Origin of the sequence: Paucibacter sp. JuS9 (assembly GCF_044043925.2) — a bacterium.
Taxonomy (GTDB): Bacteria; Pseudomonadota; Gammaproteobacteria; order Burkholderiales; family Burkholderiaceae_C; genus JAUASW01.
On record NZ_CP194172.1, the window covers coordinates 779,661 to 801,287 of the forward strand.

General features: G+C 66.8%; 20 protein-coding genes and 1 pseudogene. 8 read left to right on the plus strand and 13 right to left on the minus strand.

The genetic code is table 11. From position 1 onward, the window contains the following. Window positions 1–10: 10 nt before the first annotated feature. Complete coding sequence (locus ABT392_RS03380; RefSeq protein ID WP_395386613.1) at window positions 11–646, minus strand: arylesterase; 636 nt, start codon at window positions 644–646, stop codon at window positions 11–13. An 11-nt stretch (window positions 647–657) separates the two neighbouring features. On the opposite strand from ABT392_RS03380, the gene ABT392_RS03385 reads away from it, so the two are divergent. Next, window positions 658–1,356 (plus strand): ABC transporter ATP-binding protein, encoded by a 699-nt coding sequence (locus ABT392_RS03385; protein WP_334278702.1) that lies wholly within the window; start codon window positions 658–660, stop codon window positions 1,354–1,356. A gap of 477 nt (window positions 1,357–1,833) precedes the next feature. On the opposite strand, the gene ABT392_RS03390 is transcribed toward ABT392_RS03385, so the two are convergent. The 5 genes from ABT392_RS03390 to ABT392_RS03410 all read right to left on the minus strand — a co-directional run bounded on the left by ABT392_RS03390 (window position 1,834) and on the right by ABT392_RS03410 (window position 5,550). After that, a complete protein-coding gene (locus ABT392_RS03390) occupies window positions 1,834–2,640 on the minus strand; it encodes a peptidylprolyl isomerase (protein WP_334278703.1) in 807 nt (268 codons plus the stop codon). Window positions 2,641–2,708: 68 nt separating this feature from the next. Further along, on the minus strand, window positions 2,709–2,996 hold the full coding sequence (locus tag ABT392_RS03395) for a BolA family protein (RefSeq protein ID WP_334278704.1): 288 nt from the start codon (window positions 2,994–2,996) through the stop codon (window positions 2,709–2,711). Next, the gene (locus tag ABT392_RS03400; RefSeq protein WP_395386612.1) at window positions 2,993–3,637 is read right to left on the minus strand and encodes a septation protein A; all 645 of its coding nucleotides are present in this window, start codon (window positions 3,635–3,637) and stop codon (window positions 2,993–2,995) included. The genes ABT392_RS03395 and ABT392_RS03400 overlap by 4 nt, the downstream gene beginning before the upstream one ends. Before the next feature lie 3 nt (window positions 3,638–3,640). Further along, window positions 3,641–4,066, minus strand: coding sequence for a peptide-methionine (R)-S-oxide reductase MsrB (gene msrB, locus ABT392_RS03405; protein WP_334278706.1), 426 nt, complete (start codon window positions 4,064–4,066; stop codon window positions 3,641–3,643). Beyond that, window positions 4,063–5,550: a protein adenylyltransferase SelO gene (locus ABT392_RS03410; protein ID WP_395386611.1), complete on the minus strand. Its 1,488-nt coding sequence runs from the start codon at window positions 5,548–5,550 to the stop codon at window positions 4,063–4,065. The genes msrB and ABT392_RS03410 overlap by 4 nt, the downstream gene beginning before the upstream one ends. 123 nt (window positions 5,551–5,673) lie before the next feature. Here ABT392_RS03410 and ABT392_RS03415 point away from each other — a divergent pair, with 123 nt between their 5' ends. The 7 genes and pseudogenes from ABT392_RS03415 (at window position 5,674) to ABT392_RS03445 (ending at window position 13,234) form a co-directional block, all read left to right on the plus strand. Continuing rightward, window positions 5,674–7,320: a 3-(methylthio)propionyl-CoA ligase gene (locus tag ABT392_RS03415; RefSeq protein ID WP_395386609.1), complete on the plus strand. Its 1,647-nt coding sequence runs from the start codon at window positions 5,674–5,676 to the stop codon at window positions 7,318–7,320. A gap of 111 nt (window positions 7,321–7,431) precedes the next feature. Beyond that, window positions 7,432–8,673 (plus strand): branched-chain amino acid ABC transporter substrate-binding protein, encoded by a 1,242-nt coding sequence (locus tag ABT392_RS03420; protein WP_334278709.1) that lies wholly within the window; start codon window positions 7,432–7,434, stop codon window positions 8,671–8,673. Between the two features lie 199 nt (window positions 8,674–8,872). Next, a pseudogene (locus ABT392_RS03425) lies at window positions 8,873–9,833 on the plus strand (branched-chain amino acid ABC transporter permease). Between the two features lie 84 nt (window positions 9,834–9,917). Further along, the gene (locus ABT392_RS03430; RefSeq protein ID WP_395386608.1) at window positions 9,918–11,225 is read left to right on the plus strand and encodes a branched-chain amino acid ABC transporter permease; all 1,308 of its coding nucleotides are present in this window, start codon (window positions 9,918–9,920) and stop codon (window positions 11,223–11,225) included. Beyond that, on the plus strand, window positions 11,225–11,995 hold the full coding sequence (locus tag ABT392_RS03435) for an ABC transporter ATP-binding protein (RefSeq protein ID WP_395386607.1): 771 nt from the start codon (window positions 11,225–11,227) through the stop codon (window positions 11,993–11,995). Before ABT392_RS03430 ends, ABT392_RS03435 begins: the two co-directional genes overlap by 1 nt. Beyond that, on the plus strand, window positions 11,992–12,702 hold the full coding sequence (locus ABT392_RS03440) for an ABC transporter ATP-binding protein (RefSeq protein WP_395386606.1): 711 nt from the start codon (window positions 11,992–11,994) through the stop codon (window positions 12,700–12,702). The genes ABT392_RS03435 and ABT392_RS03440 overlap by 4 nt, the downstream gene beginning before the upstream one ends. A 148-nt stretch (window positions 12,703–12,850) precedes the next feature. Beyond that, on the plus strand, window positions 12,851–13,234 hold the full coding sequence (locus ABT392_RS03445) for a hypothetical protein (protein WP_334278714.1): 384 nt from the start codon (window positions 12,851–12,853) through the stop codon (window positions 13,232–13,234). On the opposite strand, the gene ABT392_RS03450 is transcribed toward ABT392_RS03445, so the two are convergent. The 7 genes from ABT392_RS03450 to ABT392_RS03480 all read right to left on the minus strand — a co-directional run bounded on the left by ABT392_RS03450 (window position 13,231) and on the right by ABT392_RS03480 (window position 21,622). Continuing rightward, window positions 13,231–14,403, minus strand: coding sequence for an esterase/lipase family protein (locus ABT392_RS03450; RefSeq protein ID WP_334278715.1), 1,173 nt, complete (start codon window positions 14,401–14,403; stop codon window positions 13,231–13,233). The two genes, ABT392_RS03445 and ABT392_RS03450, sit on opposite strands and share 4 nt — an antisense overlap. Window positions 14,404–14,464: 61 nt before the next feature. Next, window positions 14,465–15,382, minus strand: coding sequence for a haloalkane dehalogenase (locus tag ABT392_RS03455; protein WP_334278716.1), 918 nt, complete (start codon window positions 15,380–15,382; stop codon window positions 14,465–14,467). Between the two features lie 15 nt (window positions 15,383–15,397). Continuing rightward, window positions 15,398–16,474: an MBL fold metallo-hydrolase gene (locus ABT392_RS03460; RefSeq protein ID WP_334278717.1), complete on the minus strand. Its 1,077-nt coding sequence runs from the start codon at window positions 16,472–16,474 to the stop codon at window positions 15,398–15,400. A 24-nt stretch (window positions 16,475–16,498) separates the two neighbouring features. Beyond that, a complete protein-coding gene (locus ABT392_RS03465; protein ID WP_395386605.1) occupies window positions 16,499–17,293 on the minus strand; it encodes an SDR family NAD(P)-dependent oxidoreductase in 795 nt (264 codons plus the stop codon). Next, window positions 17,290–18,537, minus strand: coding sequence for a hypothetical protein (locus ABT392_RS03470; protein ID WP_395386604.1), 1,248 nt, complete (start codon window positions 18,535–18,537; stop codon window positions 17,290–17,292). The genes ABT392_RS03465 and ABT392_RS03470 overlap by 4 nt, the downstream gene beginning before the upstream one ends. Beyond that, window positions 18,534–20,333 carry an arylsulfatase gene (locus tag ABT392_RS03475; RefSeq protein WP_395386603.1) on the minus strand — a complete coding sequence of 600 codons (1,800 nt, stop codon included), beginning with the start codon at window positions 20,331–20,333 and terminating at the stop codon, window positions 18,534–18,536. Before ABT392_RS03475 ends, ABT392_RS03470 begins: the two co-directional genes overlap by 4 nt. Then, window positions 20,333–21,622, minus strand: a complete 1,290-nt coding sequence (locus ABT392_RS03480; RefSeq protein WP_395386602.1) for a DsbA family protein — start codon at window positions 21,620–21,622, stop codon at window positions 20,333–20,335. The genes ABT392_RS03475 and ABT392_RS03480 overlap by 1 nt, the downstream gene beginning before the upstream one ends. Between the last annotated feature and the right edge of the window lie 5 nt (window positions 21,623–21,627).

Below are 21,627 nucleotides of genomic sequence, written 5' to 3' on the forward strand. Positions count from 1 at the left end.
ACCGTCGCCCCTAGAGCAGGGGCTTCAGCGCCGGCCAGACGTTGTCCAGCATCACGGGATGCGCCCGGGCCAAGGGATGGATGCGGTCGCTCTGGAACCAGCTCTCGGCATCCGCGCGGTCGGCCACGCCTTTGAGCAAGAAGGGAACGAGGCCGGCCTTTTCTTCCTTGGCCACCTGCTCGAAGACTTCGGCAAATTCACGCCCATAGGCCGCGCCATAGTTGGGCGGCATCTGCATGCCCAGCAAGAGCACCTTGGCGCCGGCCGCCTTGGCCGCGCGGGTCATGGCGCGCAGGTTGTCCTTGCTCATCGCCATCGGCAGCCCGCGCAGCGCGTCATTGCCACCGAGTTCGATCACGAGAATCGACGGCTTGTGCTGCTTCAAGACTGCGGTCAGGCGCGAGCGGCCGCCCGAGGTGGTGTCGCCGCTGATGCTCGCATTGACGACCTTGGCATTCACTCTCTGCGCAGCGAGCCTTTGCTCCAGCAGCGCCACCCAGCCAGTGCCGCGGGCCAGGCCGTATTCGGCCGAGAGGCTGTCGCCCAGCACTACGATGCGCTTCTCCGTTTCTGCGGCGACTACCAGCGGCGCGGCCGCCCACAGGCTACAGTGCAGCAACCAGTCACGCCGCTTGAGCATCAGCATCCAAACCACCCATGTCTTCTGAATTCATCATCGAAGTCGACCATGTCCGCAAATCGGTGGTCGACGCCACCGGCGAGCTGACGATTCTGCATGACATCAGCTTCCGGCTGGAGGCGCGGGAATCGGTGGCCATCGTCGGCGCATCGGGCTCGGGCAAGAGCACCTTGCTGGCCATACTCGCCGGCCTGGACAAACCCACCAGCGGCACGGTGCGGCTGCGCGGGCAGGACATGTTCGTGCTCGATGAAGATCAGCGCGCCGCATTGCGAGCCAGGGAGCTGGGCTTTGTGTTCCAGAGCTTTCAGCTGCTGGCCAATCTGAATGCCCTGGAGAACGTGATGCTGCCGCTGGAGCTGCGCGGCATTCGTGATGCCCGCGCGCAGGCCACGGCGATGCTGGAGCGCGTCGGCCTCGGTCAGCGCCTGGGTCACTATCCGCGCGTGCTTTCGGGTGGCGAGCAGCAGCGCGTGGCGCTGGCGCGAGCCTTTGTGCAGCGCCCGGCGCTGTTGTTGGCAGACGAGCCCACTGGCAGTCTGGACTACGCCACCGGTGCCGCCGTGATGGAGCTGATGTTCGAGCTCAACCGCGAAGCGGGCACCACGCTCGTGCTGGTCACGCACGACCGCCAGATTGCCGAGCGCTGTGAGAGGCAGCTGCGAATTGAGGCTGGCAGGCTGGTGGAGTCAAGATTGGCAGATGCGCCTGCGTAAATAAGCAGGGTCATCGCCGATCGCCGGGGATGTCTCCTGCCGGCACGTTGCGGCCGTTCGTTTTCTTGTTCCTCGGTTGGTCGAAGATCAGGCCGCCAGCGGGTTCCCCTGCGCTCGTGTCCCCCGGCCCTGGCTGCGCCAGGTCCTCCTCCTTTACCTCGCTTCGGGAAACCCACTGCCGTCCTGACCCGCACCACTGTGGCCTTCGCCTGGTGGCATGCGCAGGTTCGGCCGAGGGTGTCGGGTGAGGGTTTGGGCGAGGTAAAGGAGGAGGATCGGGCGAAGCCCGGTCCGGGGGACAGGAGCACAAGCCCTCACCCGATGGCCTCGGCAGCGCGAACGAGCTTCAACGCGAACGGCTGCAAAGTGCCGTTTGTGGACTTCACCGCAGATCGGTGAAGGACCCAAAAGAAAGCCCGCCGAGAGGCGGGCTTCTTCAGGTCATCCCAGGCTTTTAACGCCTCGGGGCGAGCCGATTTACTTGCTCCACTTGTAGTCGGTCTTGGCCTTGCTCTTCAGCTCTTGCTGGAAGGCGCCGACCTTTTGCTGTTCGATGCGCTGCTTCAGCTGGGCCTTGACGTCGTCGAAGGCCGGGAAGGTGGCTTCGCGGGTGTCTTCCAGGCGGATGACGTGGTAGCCGAATTGCGTCTTGACCGGGGTCTCGGTCATCTCGCCCTTCTTCAGCAGCTTGATGGCTTGCGAGAACTCGGGCACGTAGCCATTCGGGTTGGCGAAGTCGAGGTCACCGCCGTTGGCTGCCGAACCGGGGTCCTTGGAGTTCTTGGTGGCCAGCTCTTCGAACTTGGCGCCAGCCTTGATCTGGGCGATCAGGGCCTTGGCATCGTCTTCCTTCTCGACCAGGATGTGACGGGCACGGTACTCAAGGCCGGCGTTGGCGGCCTTGTACTTGTCGTACTCGGCCGATGCTTCAGCGTCCGTGACCGGGTTCTTCTTCTTGAAGTCGTCGAACAGGGTGCGGATCAGGATCATCTGGCGAGCCTGTTCCATCTGGTCCTTGTAGGCGGCCGACTGGGGAATGGCACGCTTTTCGGCTTCCTGGATGAAGATCTCGCGCAGCACGACTTCGTCCTTGACCTGGGCTTCCAGCTCCGGCGTGATCGCCTGGCCCTGGCCATTGGACGCGACTTGCTTCAGGAGCGAGTCGGCACGTGCCTTGGGCACGGCCTTGCCGTTGACGGTGGTGATGTTTTGCGCGCTGGCCGTCACGGGCACGAGCGCAGCGGTCAGGGCCGCAACTGCGGCGGCAAGCACAAACTTCTTCATGGGATTGGGTGTCTAGCTAGGCTAAAAAAATGGCGCCAGGGCGGCGCATCGCTTGGGTTTTCGAGGCCTCAGGGTTCTCCCGGGGCGCGGGCCTGGACGGCCAGCGCATGGATGCCCTGCTGCATCAATTCACCGAGGGAATGATATACGAGCCGATGCCGAGCCACCTTGTTAAGGCCCGTAAAGCTGGCGCTGACGATGCTCACGCTGTAGTGGCCACCCTCGCGTGCACCGGCATGGCCGGCGTGCTGGGCGCTGTCGTCCTGCAGCTGCAATTCAATGGGATCGAGGGCGGCGCGCAGGCGGCGTTCGATCTCGGCCAGGCTGGCCTTCGGGGTGATCGGGGTGATGCTCATGTCTTGGGCTCCTCGGCCGCCGGCTCTTCGTCGGGCAGGTGGCGGGCCAGATAGAAACCCTGGCCGAGCACGAAGACGATCATCATGCCCACCGTGCCGAAGGCCTTGAAGCTGGCCCAGGTGGAGGTGGAGAAGTTGTAGGCGACCAGGATGTTGACCAGGCCCATGAAGGCGAAGAAGCCGACCCAGGCCCAGTTCAGGCGGCGCCAGACTTCTTCGGGCAAGGGCATCTCCTTGCCCAGCGCTGCCTTGATCAGGCTCTTGCCGAAGAAGGCCTGGCTGCCCCAGAAGGTCAGCGCCATGACCCAGTAAAGGCCCGTGGGCTTCCACTTGATGAAGGTCTCGTTGTGGAACCAGACGGTCAGGCCGCCCAGCACCACCACCAGCGCCAGGCTGATCCACAGCATCAGGTCGACCTTCTTGCCGCGCAGCTTCAGATAAAGCACCTGGGCCAACGTGGCGGCCACCACCACCAGCGTGGCCAGCAGCACCGGTGCCTCTTCGGGGCCGACCTGGCCGCCCGAGACCATGAAGCCGAAATGCTCGGTCGCGAACAGGGCGGCGGCGGCCTTGCGGCCCTCCGCCAGCTTGAAGGTGACGAAGAACAGCGCCAGCGGCAGGAAGTCGAACAGGATCTTCATCGATCAGGGCTTGGAATCGCTATCGGGCGCGAAGTCTATCGCGGCGGAGTTGATGCAGAAGCGCTCGCCGGTCGGCTGCGGGCCGTCCGGGAACACATGGCCCAGGTGGGAGCCGCAGTTGTTGCAGCGCACCTCGACGCGCACCATGCCGTGGCTCTTGTCGACCACGCGCTCGATGACCTCCGAATTGACCGGCGCCCAGTAGCTGGGCCAGCCGCAACCGGCGTCAAACTTGGTGTCGGCCTCGAAGAGCCTGGTACCACAGCCTACGCATTTGTATTCGCCGCTTTGCCAGTGGTCCCAGTACTTGCCGGTGAAGGCGCGCTCGGTGGCTGCGTGGCGGGCCACCTGGTATTGCATGGGGTCGAGTTGCTCGCGCCACTCGGCATCGGTCTTCTGGACCGGGTAGGTCTTGTCGGATGAGCTCATGATGAACAGGACACCTCAAGTTGGGCCGCCCAGTCGGGCGGGAAGCCGGCGTCGGAGGCCAGCACCGGTTCGTCGAACGGGCGCTGCAGAACTTTCAGCAAGCGCTCGATTTCCGTGAAATCGCCCTCACGCGCCAGGCGGATGGCGCCCTCGGCCAGGTGGTTGCGCAGGACGACGGCCGGGTTCACCGCGGTCATGCGCTTGCGGCGCTCGACGTCGCTGCTGGCCTCGGCCTGCAAGCGGGCGCGGTAGCGCTGGGCCCAGGCATCGAAGGCCTCGCGGTCCACGAACAGATCGCGCATGGCTTCATTGCTCGCCCCGGCGCTGCTGTCGAAGCTGCCCAGCCGCCGCCAGGCAATCGTGTAGTCGGTGTGATGGGCGGCCATCAGCTTCAGCCAGTCGTCGGCCAGTTCGCGGTCCTGCGGCAGGCTGCTGACCAAGCCCAGCTTGGCACGCAGGCGGCCCAGCATCTCGGCAGGGAAGGCCTCGCGGTAGGACTCCAGCGCAGCCAGCAAAGGCTCCGAAGCCGTCTCCGGGGCGCCCGGCACCAAGGGTATCAGCGCCTGTGCCAGCGCATGCAGATTCCAGAACGCCACATTGGGCTGCCGGGCATAGGCATAGCGGCCCTGGTGGTCGCTGTGGTTGCAGACATGGCCGGGATCGAAGCCGTCCATGAAGCCGAAGGGGCCGTAGTCCAGCGTCAGGCCCAGCATCGACATATTGTCGGTATTCATCACCCCATGCATGAAGCCCACGGCCTGCCAGTCGGCCATCAGGCTCGCGGTCTGGCGGCTGATTCTCTCCAGCAGGGCGGCCGCGGGCACAGCGGCGTCGCGGCATTCCGGCGCATGCTGGTCCAGCACATGCTCGAACAACTGCTGCAATTGCGGCAGCAGGCCGTGATGCGCGAAATGCTCGAAATGGCCAAAACGCAGGAAGCTCGGCGCGACCCGGGTCACGATGGCGCCCGTCTCGACGTCCTCGCGCCGCACCCGAAGGCTGGAGCCGGTGATGCAGAGCGCGCGCGTCGTCGGGATGCCCAGGGCGGCCATGGCTTCGGAGCAAAGGAACTCGCGGATCGAGGAGCGCAAGACCGCCCGGCCGTCACCCATGCGCGAGTAGGGCGTGCGACCGGCACCCTTGAGCTGCAGCTCGAAGCGCTGCCCCTTGTTCTCGATCTCGCCGATGTGCAGCGCGCGGCCATCGCCCAGTTGGCCGGCCCAGACACCAAACTGGTGCCCGCTGTAGACGCTGGCCCAGCCGATGCCGTTGCCTGCGCCACCGCCATTGCCGCTCAGCAGCGCCAGCGCTTCGGGGCTGCGCCAGTCCGCAGCAAGACCCAGCAGGTCCGCGCAGGGTTCGCTGTGGGCCACCCAATGCGGCCCGGGGACGGGTTCGGGCGAAAGTTCGGTCAGGAAATCCGGCCCCAGCCGGCTGTAGCCTTGGGCGCTGCGAGCCAGCGCCAGCCCAGGGAAAACGTGCATGCCCGCAGTGTAACGAGGGTGACTTTGCACCAAGTTTCAGAGGGTTAACATGGCCCGAGACCGGCTGTCCTGCGGTGGCAGCGACGCTGACGACAAAGACACAAGAATGTCCAGGAGACTGCCATGGCGATGATGGGCCAGATGATGGCGATGCCCTTGCTGATTTCTTCGCTGATCCAGCATGCGGCACGGCATGCCGGCGACACCGAGATCGTCAGCAAGCGGGTCGAAGGCGACCTGCACCGCTACACCTGGAAGGACGTGGAGCTGCGCTCACGCAAGCTCGCGCAGGCCTTTGCGCGCTTGGGCTGCGCTCCCGGCGACCGCATTGCCACGCTGGCCTGGAACGGCTACCGCCATCTCGAGATCTATTACGGCAGCTCGGGCTCGGCCCTGGTCTGCCACACGATCAACCCGCGCCTGTTCCCTGAGCAGATCGCCTGGATTGCCAACGACGCACAAGACTCGGTGCTGTGCTTCGACCTGAACTTCCTGCCGCTGATCGAGAAGCTTTGCGCTCAGATGCCGAGCATCAAGCACTACATCCTGATGTGCGGCCGTTCGCACATGCCGGCAGCCACCACGATCCCGAACCTGCGCTGCTACGAAGAGCTGGTCGAAGCCGAGAACGGCGACTATCAGTGGCCGCTGTTCGACGAGAACACGGCCTCCAGCATCTGCTACACCTCGGGCACCACAGGCCACCCCAAGGGTGCGGTCTACAGCCACCGTTCGTCCTTGCTGCATGCATTCGCCTCGGCGATGCCTGACGCGATGGACTGCTCGGCCAAGGACGTGATCCTGCCGGTGGTGCCGATGTTCCACGTCAATGCCTGGGGCCTGCCGTACAGCTCGGCCATCGTTGGCGCCAAGCTGGTGTTCCCGGGCCCGCACCTGGATGGCAAGTCGCTGTTCGAATTGTTCGAGAGCGAAGGCGTCACCTTCAGTGCCGGCGTGCCCACGGTCTGGCTGGGCTTGCTCACCTATGTGAAGACCAACAAGCTGAAGTTCACGACCTTCAAGCGCACCGTGATCGGCGGCTCGGCCTGCCCGCCGGCCATGCTGGCCACGCTGATGGACGACTATGGCGTCGAAGTGATCCATGCCTGGGGCATGACCGAGCTCTCGCCGCTGGGCACGCTGTCCAAGCTCACCAGCAAGCAGCTCCTGCTGCCACCCGAACAGCAGCGCAAGGTCCTGGAGAAGCAGGGCAAGGTGATCTACGGCATCGACATGGCCATCATCGACGACGAGGGCGAAGCGCTGCCATGGGACGGCGAGGCGTCGGGCAACCTGGTCGTGCGCGGCCATTGGGTGATCAACCAGTACTACGGCGCGAAGGAGTCGCCGCTGGTCGATGTGAAGGGTCAGGGTCAGTGGTTCCCGACCGGCGACGTGGCCACGATCGACGGCGACGGCTTCATGCAGATCACCGACCGCAGCAAGGACGTGATCAAGTCCGGCGGTGAGTGGATCAGCTCCATCGACCTCGAGAACATCGCCATGGCCCATCCGGCCGTGCACGAGGCGGCGGCGATTGCCTCGCGCCATCCCAAGTGGGATGAACGTCCCCTGCTGGTGGTGGTCAGGAAGCCCAATGCCGAATTGACGCGCGAAGAGTTGCTGGCCTTCTACGAAGGGCGCATCGCCAAATGGCAGATCCCGGATGACGTGGTCTTTGTGGCGGAGATCCCGCACACGGCCACCGGCAAGATTCAGAAACTCAAACTGCGCGAGCAGTTCAAGGACCACCGCCTGCCGGGCGCCTGAGTCTGCACCTCAGGTGGGGGAAGTCCCCAGGGCCGAGCGGGCGCAGACCCGCTACTGTGGCCGCGCAAGCAATACAAGTCTTTAGACCTTGCAAACCAAAAGGAGACAACGATGTACAGCAGCAAGCGCACCCTGACGATGACCGCCGCGGCGGTGACCCTCAGCCTGATGGCCGGCACGGCCCTGGCGCAGAAGGGCGAAACGGTCAAGATCGCCTTCATCGATCCTCTCTCCGGCCTCCTGGGCCCGGTCGGCCAGAACCAGGTCAAGACCCTGCAGTTCCTGCTGGAGAAGTACAACAAGAGCAACCCGGCCGGCGTGAAGTTCGAACTGGTCACCTTCGACAACAAGCTGAGCCCCGCTGAAACGCTGACGGCTTTCAAGGCTGCCACCGACCAGGGCATCCGCTACGTCACGCAAGGCGACAGCTCGGGCGTGGCCGCCGCGCTGCTGGACGCCGTGATCAAGCACAACGAGCGCAACCCGGGCAAGGAAGTCGTCTACCTGAACCACTCGGCGGTCGACCCCGACCTGACCAACAGCAAGTGCAACTACTGGCACTTCCGCTTTGACGCCGACACATCGATGAAGATGGAAGCGATCACGACCTTCATGAAGGACATGCCGGACGTGAAGAAGGTCTTCCTGCTGAACCAGAACTATGCGCACGGCCATCAGGTCGCCAAGTACGCCAAGGAACTGCTGGCCCGCAAGCGCCCGGATGTCCAGATCGTCGGCGAAGACCTGCACCCGATCGCCCAGGTGCGCGATTTCGCGCCCTATGTGGCCAAGATCAAGGCCAGCGGCGCCGACACGGTGATCACCGGCAACTGGGGCTCCGACCTGGCGCTGTTCATCAAGGCGGCGAACGAAGCCGGCTACACGGGCAAGTTCTTCACCTACTACACCAGCACCACGGGCACGCCGACAGCCATCGGCGCGGCCGGCGCCGGCCGCATCTACCAGGTGGCCTACAGCCACTACAACATGGGTGGCCAGACGCAGCAGTGGGGCGACGAGTACAAGGCCAAGTTCAAGGACGACCTGTACACCAACAGCCTGGTGCATATCCTGAACTACCTGGGTCAGGCCATGGCCAACGCCAAGTCGACCAACCCGGTCAAGGTGGCTGCCGCGCTGGAAGGCCTGACGCTCAAGAGCTTCAATGGCGAAGTGACCATGCGCAAGACCGACCACCAGCTGCAGCAGCCGCTGTACGTGACGCGTTGGGAAAAGGCCAGCAAGCAGTACCCGTACAGCCCGGAAGACACGGGCTACACGCTGGCGCCGGTGAAGACTTACGAGTCGTACGTTTCGAGCACGCCGACCTCGTGCCAGATGAAGAGGCCTTAAGGCCCACCCCCGTTGCCGCTTACGCGGCTCCCCCTCAAGGGGGCGCACCCAGTGGCCTGGCAAAGCCAGTTCCACGGGTGCCACTTGATCAGTAGCACCTGAGGCCGGCGCTTCGCGCGCCGGCCTTCTTGAGTGAGTCGTCGTGGACCAAATCCTCATCAATTTGCTGAACGGCCTGTCCTCGGGACTGCTGCTGTTCATGCTGAGCTCCGGCCTGACGCTGATTTTCAGCATGATGGGTGTGCTCAATTTCGCCCATGCGAGCTTCTACATGCTGGGCGCCTATGCGGCCTATGCGCTGGTGGGCGTGCTGGGTTTCTGGCCTTCGCTGATCCTGTCGCCGCTGGTGGTGGGGCTCTTGGGCGCGGGCTTCGAGCGCATGGCCTTGCGGCGGGTCCACAAGTTCGGCCATGTGCCTGAGCTCTTGATCACCTTCGGCGTCAGCTACGTGATCCTCGAGCTGGTGCAACTGATCTTCGGCCGTACGGCCGTTCCCTTCACGCCGCCGCCTTCACTGCAAGGCTCGGCTTTCACATTCGTGCAGAGTGCCAGCTCGGGCTTCTCCATTGTCTGGGGTGCTGCACCGGCCGATGTTTGCGCCCAGGCTTCCTGCTCCAACTTTCCCCTGACCCGCCTGTTCATGATGGGCGTGGCTTTGCTGATGCTCGTCTCCGCTGTGGCTGCTGCTGACGCGTACCCGTATCGGCCTTGTCATCCAGGCGGCGCTCACCCATCCCGATATGGCCGAGGCCCTGGGCCACAACGTGCCGCGCGTCCTGATGATGGTGTTCGGCGGCGGTTGCGCACTGGCGGGGCTGGCCGGTGTGATTGGCGGCTTCACCTTCGTCACCGAGCCCTCGATGGCGCTGGTGGTCGGGCCCATCATCTTCGTGGTCATCGTGGTGGGCGGCATCGGCTCGCTGGCCGGTGCCTTCGTCGGCTCGCTGGTGATCGGTCTCCTGCAGACGCTGCCGCTGACCATCGATGCCTCGCTGGGTTCGGCCCTGGCCGGCATCGGCATCAAGTTCGGGCCTGACAGCGTGCTGTACCCCATCCTGCGCCAGCGCGTGGCCGACCTGACCCCCACCTTGCCCTATCTGCTGATGGTGCTGATCCTGATCTTCCGGCCCAAGGGCCTTCTTGGCACGCGGGAGGACTGAAAAAATGATGCCCCCACGCTCACTTCGTTCGCTGCCCCCCGAGGGGGCGCAGGCCTCCCTTGGTGCGGCCCGGCGGGAGTCCTGATGAACAAAGTCCTCGCGGGAACCGCCAACTTCCATTTCAAACCCTACAACGTTGGCCGCTGGGTCGTCTGGGGCTTCTTCGCCCTGGTGCTGGCCGTGGCGCCGCTGGTCTGGACCAGCGGCCTCGCCCAGACCATGCTCACCCAGATCGGCATCGGCATCATTGCCTGCCTGGCCTACAACATGCTGCTGGGGCAGGGCGGCATGCTCAGCTTCGGCCACGCGATCTACAGCGGCTTCGGCGCCTTCCTGGCGATCCACACGCTGAACGTGATCACACGTGGTGCGCTGCCGATTCCGGTCAGCCTGGTGCCGCTGGTCGGCGGGCTGTCGGGCCTTCTGCTGGCCAGCCTGCTGGGCTATGTCTCGACCAAGAAGGCTGGCACGCCATTCGCGATGATCACGCTGGGCCTCGGAGAACTGATCGGCTCGATGTTCCTGATGCTGCCGGAGTTCTTCGGCGGCGAGGGCGGCGTCTCCAGCAACCGCGTGATCGGCGCGCCTGTCATGGGCATCACCTTCGGCCCACAGATCCAGGTGTACTACCTGGTGGCAATCTACTGCTTCATCTGTACCGGCTTGATGTTCGCGCTGACGCGCACGCCGCTGGGCCGCATGCTGAATGCGGTGCGAGACAACCCGGAGCGCGTGGAGTTCGTCGGCTACGACACGCAGTGGGTGCGCTACATGGTGTTCATGATCTCGGGCTTCTTCGCCGGCGTGGCCGGTGGCCTGGGTGCGATCAATACCGAAATCGTCACGGCCGAGGTCGTGGGCGCGGCCCGCTCCGGGGCCTTCCTGCTCTTCACCTTCCTCGGTGGCGCGACATTCTTCTTCGGGCCCATCCTCGGCGCGGTCCTGATGGTCGTGGCGCTGGTGTTCCTGTCCGAGCTGACCAAGGCCTGGTTGCTTTATCTTGGCCTGATCTTCCTGTTCATGGTGATGTACGCGCCCGGCGGCGTGGCCAGCCTGATCATGATGAATCTGCGGGTTGCGGCCTTTGGCAAGCTATCCAAGCTATGGACGTCTTATCTGGCGCTCGCCGGCACGGCACTGACCATGTTGGTCGGCGGCGGTGCGATGGTCGAGATGCTCTACCACCGCCAGTTGAACGAAGCGATGGGCCCCGAGCTGGTCTTCATGGGGGCCACGCTGGACAGCTCGCGCATCGACGCCTGGTTCGGTGCCAGCATGGTGCTGGCCATCGGCCTCGTGCTGTTCGAGGTTGCGCGGCGCCAGTACAAGCGCGAGTGGGACGAGATCCAGGAAGAGATCGAAAAAGAGATCAAACGTCGGGAGAGCCTCTGATGGCGGCGAATGAATTTGCGTTGGAGCTCCTGGATGTGCGCAAGAGCTTTGGCAAGACCGAGATCATCCGCGGCGCGCAACTGCAGGTGCGGCCGGGCGAGCGGGTGGCCATCATCGGCCCGAATGGCGCGGGCAAGAGCACGCTCTTCAATCTGATCAGCGGGCGCTTCGGCCTCAGCAGTGGGCAGATCAAGCTGCACGGCGAGCGTATCGACGGCAAGAAGCCTTACGAGATCAACCGCCGGGGCCTGTCGCGCAGTTTCCAGGTCTCCAACCTGTTCACGCGCTTGTCGGTGTTCGAGAACATCCGCTGCGCCGTGCTCTGGAGCATGGGCTACCGCTACGCCTTCTGGAAGTTCCTGGCCGACCTGGACGACGCGAACGACCGCGCTGAAGCCGTGCTCGAGATGATCAAGCTCGACAAGCGCCGCGACGTGCTGGCGATGAACCTCACCTATGCGGAAGCGCGCGCGCTGGAAATCGGCATCACGATCGCCGGCGGCAGCAGCGTGATCCTGCTGGATGAGCCCACCGCCGGCATGAGCAAGAGCGAAACCAAGCGCTTCATTCAGCTGATTCGAGAAGTCACCGAAGGCAAGACCCTGCTGACCGTGGAGCATGACATGGGCGTGGTGTTCGGCCTGGCCGACAAGATCGCGGTGCTGGTCTATGGCGAGGTGATTGCCTTTGACGTGCCGGAGGCGGTGCGGGCGAATGCGAAAGTTCAAGAAGCCTATCTGGGCTCTGTTCTCGCCGAGGTGCACGCATGAACGCTCCCCGCAACCTGAAGCTTGAGAACGTCCACGCCTTCTACGGCAAGAGCCATATCCTGCATGGCGTGACGATGGAAGTGAAGGCCGGCGAGATCGTCGCCCTGCTCGGCCGCAATGGCTCGGGCCGCTCCACGACGGTGAAGACGGTGATGGGCCAGGTCGATGGCCATGGCTCGATCAAGTTCGGCGATCGCGATCTGCTGGGCGAGAAGGGCTACCGCGTGGCCCATGCCGGCATCGGCTATGTGCCGGAGAACCGCGACATCTTCCCCAAGCTCACGGTCCACCAGAACCTGATGCTCGGCCAGAAGTCGGGCGCGAAGAATCCCAGGTGGGGCTTCGACGACATGTACCAGATGTTCCCGCGGCTCAAGGAACGCCAGCACACCGAGGCTGGTGTGCTCTCAGGCGGCGAGCAGCAGATGCTGACCCTGTGTCGCACGCTGATGGGCGACCCCGATCTCATCATGATCGACGAGCCCACCGAGGGTCTGGCACCCAAGATCGTCGAGCTGGTGGCCGAGTACCTGAAGGAACTCAAGCGCCGCGGCATTGCCGTGCTGCTGGTGGAGCAGAAGCTGGCCATCGCGCTGGAGATTTCCGAACGCTGCTATGTGATGGGCCACGGCCGCATCGTCTTCGAAGGCACGCCGGCCGACCTGCGCGGCAACGCCTACATCCGCAAGGAGTGGCTGGAGGTGTGAGGCGGGGCAAGGCTTGTCGGCGGTCATTTGTCCCTCATAGGGCGGACACAAGCCCTGCTGGGCCGGCAAGCGCGACTTTTCCCCTGCCCAGACCGGGCGGGCAGCGCTACATTTGGCCCAGGCAACAGCAGATTGCGAAGGGTTGTAGATGGACGCCAATCAGTGGTTGATCGCCGCCGCCGGATTCCTGGCCGGCCTGGGGGTCGCCGGTGGTGCCGCTTTCTGGTGGTTCAGCCGGCAGATGAAGGCCGCCGCGGCGCGGGTCGACAAGGTCGAGAAGGCGCGGCAGTTTGCCGGCCAGCAAGTCACGCAGGCGCGCAAGCAGGTCGAGGCCTTGCAGAAGGAGCTCGGCGAACTCAAGCATGCGGCCAAGGCCGCCACCTTGCGGCCCTTCAAGCATTCGGAACCGCCTCAGCCTGAGGCCCCGGCCGCAATCGATCCCTTCCTGCCCCTGGCGCCCGCGGCGCCCCCGACCCCGGTCGGTGCCGACGGCTTTGCCGACACGCTGGTGCTCAAGCCCAAGAAGAGCTAAGCCAGCCACTCCTGGAGCTGAACGGTCACTTCCGGCCGGCTCAGGAGTTCCAGGTGCCCCATGCTGTAGCCAATGGCCTGCCGCTCCTTCGCAAAGGCTAGGCCGAGCTCAGGGTCGGCGTGCTGGCCCAGGGCGCTTGCCAGAGGCACCAGGCCGTCCCCCAGCAAGCGATCCGCCAGCGCGCCGCGCCTGGCTGCCAGCGTGGCGGCGTAGCTGAAGCAGGCGATGCCCTCGGGCAGGGGCTGCACTTGCGCGTCCAGGCCGTGGCGCAGGTCGGTGATGCCGGCGCTGCGCACTTTCGCCAGCTTGGCCAGCGGCGCGGTGTAGGACATGCTGCCCAGCAGCAGCTCGACCCAGTTGCCGGCTTTCTCCAGCGGCGCGCCCTGGTGCGGCGTGCCGAGGAAGACGATGCGCTGCAGCCGGTCCGGCCAGTGCAGCCCCAGCTGGCGCGCGCTGTGCACGGCATGGCGGATCAGAAGGCCGCCCATGCTGTGGGCCAGCACGTCGAGCTGTTCGCCTGCGCGTGTGCCCAAGGCCTGTTCCAGCAGCAAGGCCAGTTCGCGGCCGTTCTCTGCAATCGGGCGGCCGGTGTTGTAGCGAAGATAGACGGGCGCGATGCCCAGCGAGGCGGCGAGGGCCACGCCGTGGTCATGCCCCTCGCGCCGCCATTGCAGATCGTTCATGCACAGGCCATGGATCAGCAGCAGATGCCGTGGCGCGGCGCTCAGGGCATCGGGGTCGATCGCTGCGCCCGCCCGGCGCAAGCTCATGCGGGTGGCCAGCGGGTTGGCGCTGGCAGCCAGGCGGTCGCCGATCACGCCATTCAGTGCGGCCAGCACGGCGGCGCGCTCGGGACTGTCGGCATCCACCGGTTGGCCTGACTCGATCAGAGGCTCCAGCAGGGAAAGGCTTCGTTCGACGCCAGCGCCGACCAGACCGGTCAGCCCGTGCACGGTGCGGTAGGCCAGGCCGGTGAGGCCACGGGCCCTCCCAGGCACCTCGCCAGCGGGCGCGCCCAGCCTGCGCCAGACCGATTGGTGCATGCCCTCGACCACCCGGGTCAGGCCTTGCGTGCCCTCGGTGGCAAGGCGGGCGGCACCGCGCAGGTCGCTGGCGCGCAGGTGTCGCAGTGCTGAAGGCTTGCTCTGCTGCTTGGTCTTGGTACTCATGGCCGTGCTCCCTTGCCGGAACCCGTGCCGACCTTGGCATGCAGTAGACCTCAGGTGACGATCAGCCGTCCACCACCGTGGTCTGACGGATGAAGTCCGCGATGGCCTGGGCCAGTTCGGGGCCCTTGTCTTCCTGCAGAAAGTGCCCCGCGCCGCGCGTGATGGCGTGCGGCTGCCCCTGGGCCCCGGGCACCAGGCGCTGGAACAGCTTTTCGCCGCCCCGCGTGATCGGGTCGCGGCTGCTGAAGAGGGTCAGAAAGGGCTTGTCCCAGCGCTTCAGCACCGCCCAGGCCTGCTCGTTGGCGGCGCGCTCGGGGTCGTTCGGCGTGGTCGGCACAAAGCCCGGGAACAGGCGCGCCGCGAGGCGGTAGCGCCGGCCGGGGAAGGGCGCGTCATAGGCCGCGATCTCGGCCGGGCTGAGCTTGGCCACGCAGCCGCTGTCGACGATGCGCCCGATCGGGAACCAGGGGCTCCAGCGTGCGAACGCGCGCCAGAGCTTGAAGGCACGCGGCACCGGCACCGTGCCGGTGGGCAGGCCGCCATTGGCCAGCACGGCGCGGGCGAAGCGGTCCGGGTGGGTGGTGAGCATGCGCAGGCCGATCAGCGAGCCCCAGTCCTGGCAGAACAGCGTGAGCCCGCGCAGGTCCATCGCCAGCAGCCAGTCGCACATCCAGCGCACATGCTGGGCATAGGAATAGACCTGGCGCTCGGTCGGCTTGTCGGAACGGCCGAAGCCGATCAGGTCGGGCACGATGACGCGATGGCCGGCGGCCACGAGGCCCGGGATCATCTTGCGGTACAGGTAGGACCAGGTCGGCTCGCCATGCATCAGCAAGACCGGCGCGCCATCACGCGGGCCTTCGTCGATGTAGGCATAGCGCAGGCCGTCGATCTCGAGGTAGTGCGGCTCGTAGGGGAAGTCGGGCAACTGGGCAAAGCAGGCCTCGGGGGTGCGCAGCACCTGCAAGGGACGCGTCATGGGAATCTCCTAAATTCAGAAGCGACGCTGGTGCCGGATCTCGGGGCTGCTGGCCGGCAGGCTCACAAGATCACCATCGATGCCCACACGCAGCGGGCCGGTGTAGATCTCGCCGGCTCGCCCGAGGAAGGCGGCCTCCATGCCGGGCAAGGGCAGCGGCGGCGCGATGTGGTTGAGCAGCAGGTAGCGCACCTGGGCATCGCGCGCCACCTCGGCCGCTTGCTCGGGCGAGCTGTGGTAGTCCACGATGTCGGCCATCAGCTTCTTCACGTTGGGCCGGCCGGCCTTGGCGGCGGCCTCGCCGATCAGGCCGACCATGGGCGCGGCCAGGGCCTCGTGCACCAGCAGGTCCACGCCCCGGGCCTCGCGCGTGACCGCGGCCGACTTCTTGGTGTCGCCGCTGATCACCACGCTGCGGTCCTTGTAGCGGATGCGGTAGCCCACGGCCGGATGGACCGGCGCATGATCCACGGCGAACGCGGCGATCTCCAGATCGCCTTCCTTCAGCAGCACCAGCGGCCCGTTCTGCGGCACGGTGAAGGCCCGGGCCTCGCCGCCAAAACCGCCAGGCGGCAGCGTGGCCTCGCCGTGGTGGGCGATGCGGTAGCCGCTGTCGGCGCGGTAGGCCTGGCGCAGGCCGTCCACCACGTCCTGCACGCCCTCGGGGCCGTAGACCGGCGCTGGCTTGGCATTGCCGGTCGAGACCCAGCGCTGCAGCAGCAGCTCGCCCAGGCCGTCAAGGTGGTCCGAATGGAAATGCGTGAGGAAGATCGCCTCGATGCGGCCATGGGCCAGGCCGAAGCGCCCCAGGTTGCGCACGGAAGTGTTGCCGGCGTCGAAGACGAAGGCATGCGGCCCGGCGATGACCAGGGTGCAGGGGCCGCCGCGCTTGTCGTCGGAGAAGGGCGATCCGGCGCCGCACAGTCCCACATGCAGGCCATCGGGCAGCTCGCGCAACGGGTCGGCGGCCAGGTGGGCCGTGGCCACGCGGCTGGCGATGGCCAGGCTCAGCGGCGCGCGGTAGACATAGGCCAGGGCCAGGCCCAGCGCGGCCAGCAGGCCCAGACCCAGGGCAAGTTTCTTCAGCTTCATCGAAGGCTCCCGATTCAAGGCGGATCAAACGCCGAAGATGCGCGCCAGCTGCACCCCGAGGCCCTGCCACCAGGGCGAGACGTAGCGCAGGCGCGGGCGCTTGGCTTGCGCGGCAAGGACGATCTTGGCCACGATGCCGTCGGTGCTGCGCGCCTCCAGCAGCCGGAACACGCGGGTCTCCTCGGCCCGCAGTTGCTCCACCTGGCCGGCGAAGTAGGAGCTCTGCTGCATCCAGGCGTACTTGCGCTCGGTCATGCGCTGGTTGAAGCCGGTGTGGATCGCGCCTGGCTCGATCAGCGCCACCTGCACGCCGCATCGGAGCCGGTCGAGCTCGGCCCGCAGTCCGGCGGCGCCGGCCGACAACGCGAACTTGCTCATCGAATACGGCATCAGAAAGGGCATGGGCACGCGGCCGGCGATGGAGCTGACGAACAGCACCGTGCCCGAGCGGCGCGCGATCATGCCGGCCAGCGCAACCTGGCTGAGGGCCAGGGTCGAAAAGAGATTGACCTCGAAGGTCTGACGTATGCGCTGCACATCCACCTCGGCGAGCGAGCCGGATTCGCCCACGCCGGCGTTGTTGATCAGCACGTCCAGCGGCTCGTCGCGCAGGCTTTCGCGGTCGGCCGGGTCGGTGATGTCGAGCTTGCGCACCTGCAGTCGCTGGCCCCGGCGCTCGCTCTCGGCGCGCAAGGCCGTGGCCTGGGCCTCGTCGGCGGTGGTGGCGATCACGCGGTGGCCGCGTGCCGCAAGTGCAAACGCCGCGTCGCGGCCGATGCCGCTGCCCGCGCCGGTGATGAGGATGGTCTTGGCTTTCATTGCACATGCACCCGGGTGAGGCGGTCCATCGAGGACCAGTAGAAATCGCGCCCGAAGCCGCTGCTCGGGAATACCACGCCCTGCATGTGGCCGGCGGTGCGCACCCGGCCGAGCTCGGCACCCGTCTCGATGGCAAGCACCACGACCGACTCGCGCAGGCCCCGGTGGTCGTTGACCACCAGCTCGCCGGTGTCGGGGTACAGGATCATGTGGCTGGCCGCACCGAAGGGCTGGCGCTGCCAGAGCGGGGCCAGGTCGGCCAGTGCCTCGCCATAGCGCCAGGCGCGCAGCACTGCATTGGCCGAGTCGTAGGCGACGACGATGCGCCGGCGCGGGTCCAGCAGCGGTGGGTTGGTGATGGCGCCGCGCGGCAGGCCGCTGACCTCCAGGGCCTGCACCGAGCCGTCGCGCAGCGACACGCGGATCAGGCGGTTGGCGCCGGCGCTGCGTGCGGCACCGGTCATGCGCACCAGGTAGCGGTGGCGGCCGTTGTCCATCAGCCAGGCCTGGTCGCCGTCGACCACCAGGTCCCAGCCATGGCTGTTGGGGCTGCCGGCCAGGTAGTCGGGTTGCCAGCCGGAGTCCAACTGCAGTTGGCGAGACGCGTCATCCCAGCGGTAGCGGTAGAGATGGCGCAGCCCCACCACGTAGACGGTATTGCCCACGGCACTGAGCCTGGCAACAGATGGCTCGGGCAGGTCCACGTCGGCCGCGGCGCTGGCCAATTGCTCGTCCAGCACGCTCAGGCGCGCCGGGGTGCGTTCGGACAGGTTCTTGGTGACGATCAGGCCGTTGTCCAGGATCACGAAGGAGTTGTAGGGCTCGGCCACCGGCAGCTCGCAACTGGCCATCAGCTGGCAGTCGCTGTCCAGCCGGTGCCCATGCCGGCCATAGACCACGTAGAGCGAGCCGTTGCGGTGCACGGCCAGGCCGCCCGGCCACATGGGTCCGCCGCGCAGTCGGGGTGAGCACCGCAGCGTGCGCAGGCTGACCGGGTCGATGCGCTCCACGCAGGCTGTGGTCGGCAGGCCGAGGTGCGCGCGCAAGGCCGAATGCGTCAGCAGGAAGACCTCGCCGGGCGCGCCCAGCACGGTCATGGTGCTGAGTTGGGTGCGGCGGCTGGTCTGCGCGAGGCGCTCGCCGGGCTGCAGCGCGAGGCCCGGTGTGCCATGCGGCGATTGCAGGCGTGCCGGCCCGCCGTCCTCGCCGGGCCAGGGGCTGTCGAAGTAGCCGGCTGCACTCATCGGGCGCGGCGCCGGCGCCAGATCCAGAAGCCCAGGCCGACTCCGACCAGCAACAGAGCGGCGATGACCGGCGCGCGGTAGCGCGGGATGTAGACCAGGTGGATGGCATTGGTCATCACCTGCTGGCGCGGCTCATAGTCGGGCGGCATGGGCAGCACGCCGTTGGCCTTGGCATAGGCCTCGTAGTCGGCCAGCATCTGGCGGAAGACCTCGGGCCGTTGCGCTTTCAGGTCGGTGGTCTCACCGGGGTCGCGGCGGATGTCGTAGAGATGCCATTGCCCGTCGCCCACCGGCGGGATGTTGCGTATCAGCTTGAGGTCGCCCTTGAACAAGGCCTCGTTGCCGGACAGCTCATAGCCCACCGGCTCGTCGGCCGGATGCACGCGTTCGACTTCGCCGCGCAGGGCGGGCAGCAGGCTGCGGCCGTGGATGGGCTCGACCGGCTGGCCGCGGTACTGCGTGCCCGGGTGCTGCGTGCCTGCGAGTTCCAGCAGCGTGGGCACGATGTCGTTGATGTGCGTGAAGCTGTTCTGGACCTTGTCGGCCGGCATGTCGGGCACGCCCGCCACGATCAGCGGCACGCGGATGCCGCCTTCGCCGCTGTAGAACTTGTAGGTGGCCAGTGGCGAGGCGGCGGCGCTGCCCCAGCTTGGGCCGATCACGGTGTAGGCGCCCTTGGCCCCGAGGCTGTCGATGTCGCGCTTGTACTGCCAGTCCAGCCACAGCCGGCCGAGCGGCACCTCGTAGGGGTCGGAAGCTTCCGACCCGTTGTCGGACAGAAACAGGAAGACCGTGTTGTCGTACTGGCCGGTCTGCTTCAGGTAGTCGACCAGGCGGCCCACATGGTGGTCCATGGCCTCGGCCATGGCCGCATAGACCTCCATGCGGCGGGCGTCGTAGGCCTGCTGCTGCGGCGTGTTGCTGGCCCAGTCGGCCGTGGTGCTCATGCGCACCATGGCCGTGTCGGGCGGCACCAGGCCGAGCGCGGCAGCGCGGTCGCGCCGGGCCTGGCGGATCGCGTCCCAGCCGGCGTCGTAGCGGCCCTTGTACTTGTCGATGAAGGCCTTGGGGGCCTGCAGCGGGATGTGGTTGGCCTGGAAGGCCACGTAGGCGAAGAAGGGCTGCTGCTGGCGCTTGTCGCTGCGGATGTAGTCGATGGCGCGGTCGACGAAATACTCCGACGAGTAGTAGTCGGCGGGCATCTTGGCGGGCTTGCCGTCTTCGTACCAGTAGACCTGGTCGTTCAGGTCCAGGTAGCGCTTGCCGGTCTCCCAGTTGTCGGAGCCGCTGTCGCCCTGGATCAGCGAGCGGTCGAAGCCGCGCTGGTCCGGCAGGTTGTAGGGCTCCTTGCCCACATGCCATTTGCCGGCCACATAGGTGCGGTAGCCGCTGTCGCGCAAGAGCGAGGCCACGGTCACGACCTCGCGCTTGAGCACGCTCAGGTAGCCGGGCTGGCCGAGGTGCTCCAGCGGAATCGCCTCGCGCATGTTGCCGACGCCATTGCGGTGGTTGTCCACGCCGGTGAGCAGCATCGAGCGGGTGGGCGAGCAGGAGGCGCTCACATGGAAGTTGGAAAAGCGCATGCCGCGCCTGGCCAGGGCGTCGAGGTTGGGCGTGGCGATCTCGCCGCCGAAGGCGCCCACGTCGCTGAAGCCCCAGTCGTCGGCCAGGAAGACCACGATATTGGGCCGGCGAGGTGCATCGGGGGCGGGCGTGGGCGCGGCCCCCGCGATGCCCGCAAGCGCCAGGGCCATCAAGGGCGTCAGTCGGTTCAGCTTCTGCTGCTGCTGCTGCATCAGGGGATCGCTTTCGACAATAGGGTCTCGGTCACCGCCCACAAGCGGTCCTGGCCCCAAACGGCGCAGGCCCCCACGCTGAACGAGGGCACGCCCCACAGGCCCAGCCCGAGCAGGGCCTGGCGATTGGCCTCGGCGGTCTGGCGCCATTGCTCGTCCAGCAGGGCGCGCTGGGCCTGCGCCCAATCGAGGCCGGCACGCTCCGCGATGCGACGCAGGCCGCGGTCGCTGCCGGCGTCCAGCCCTTCGGCCCAGACGCCCTGCATGAAGCTGCTCACATAGGCCTGGCCCCGGCCCAGGCTTTCGGCGAGCGGTATCAGGGCGAGGCCGCGCTCGGTCGGCCGTCCCACCGGGTCATTGATGCGGCCGAAGGGCGTGCCGCGCAGGCGTGCCTCGCGGGCTGCATCGGCGGCGATGTAGCGGCGCTTCTCGCGCGGCACCGGCAGGCCGCGCATGACCATGGGCAGCACGAAACGCAGGCGCACCGGCGCACCCGTGAGCCGGCCCAGTTCGAACACCCGCGGCGCCACGATGGCCGAGTAGGGGCTGCGCAGCGAGAAGAAGAAGTCGATGGGTGGGGGCGTGTCCAGGAGGCAGGGGGCGGCCAGGTCGGGCGCGGGCGGATGCAGGCAGCCCGACACCCCCGGCGCCTGCGCGCCGAGCGCCTGCAGCCGCTGTTCCAGGTGGTGCAGCCGGTCCAGCCCCCAGTACCACTCGCCGCCATAGAAGAAAGTGGCGCCGAGGTAGTGACCCAGCTGCTGCCGGGTGTGGCCGCCTTCGGCCAGTGCCTGGGCCACGTCTATCGGCCCGGCTTCCTCGCCAGCCAGGCTGAGGCCGCGCCACAGGGCCTCGCTGCGCTCGCCGGCGCGTTTCATGAAGTCGCCGTGCGCGAGGTCGGCCGTCAGCTGAGCCTGCACCCGCGCCAAGGTGGCCGCATCGGGCTGGGCGCCGGGGTCCTTGAAGTACAGGCCCAGGTGGGCTGCGAGCAGGGCTGCATCGCGCCGGCTGTAGGCCACCAGGCGCTTGCGTTCGGGCGCGGCACTGGCGGCGGGAGGTGGGACCAGGTGCGGCACCCAATCGACGCGGTAGCGCGCCGCGAGCGCCGGCAGTTGCTGGGCTGCCAACGCGCTGTAGGGGTCGTCGACCTGATGGAAGTAGTGCACCTGGTGGGGTGCGCCGCGCGCCAGGCGCCGCCGCTCGAAGGCCGCCCGGCGAGCGGCCAGCCGCTCGGGCGAGAGCAGGCGCTGGCTGATGGCGGGCATCAGCAGACGCTGGAGGAGCGACGCCATGCCCG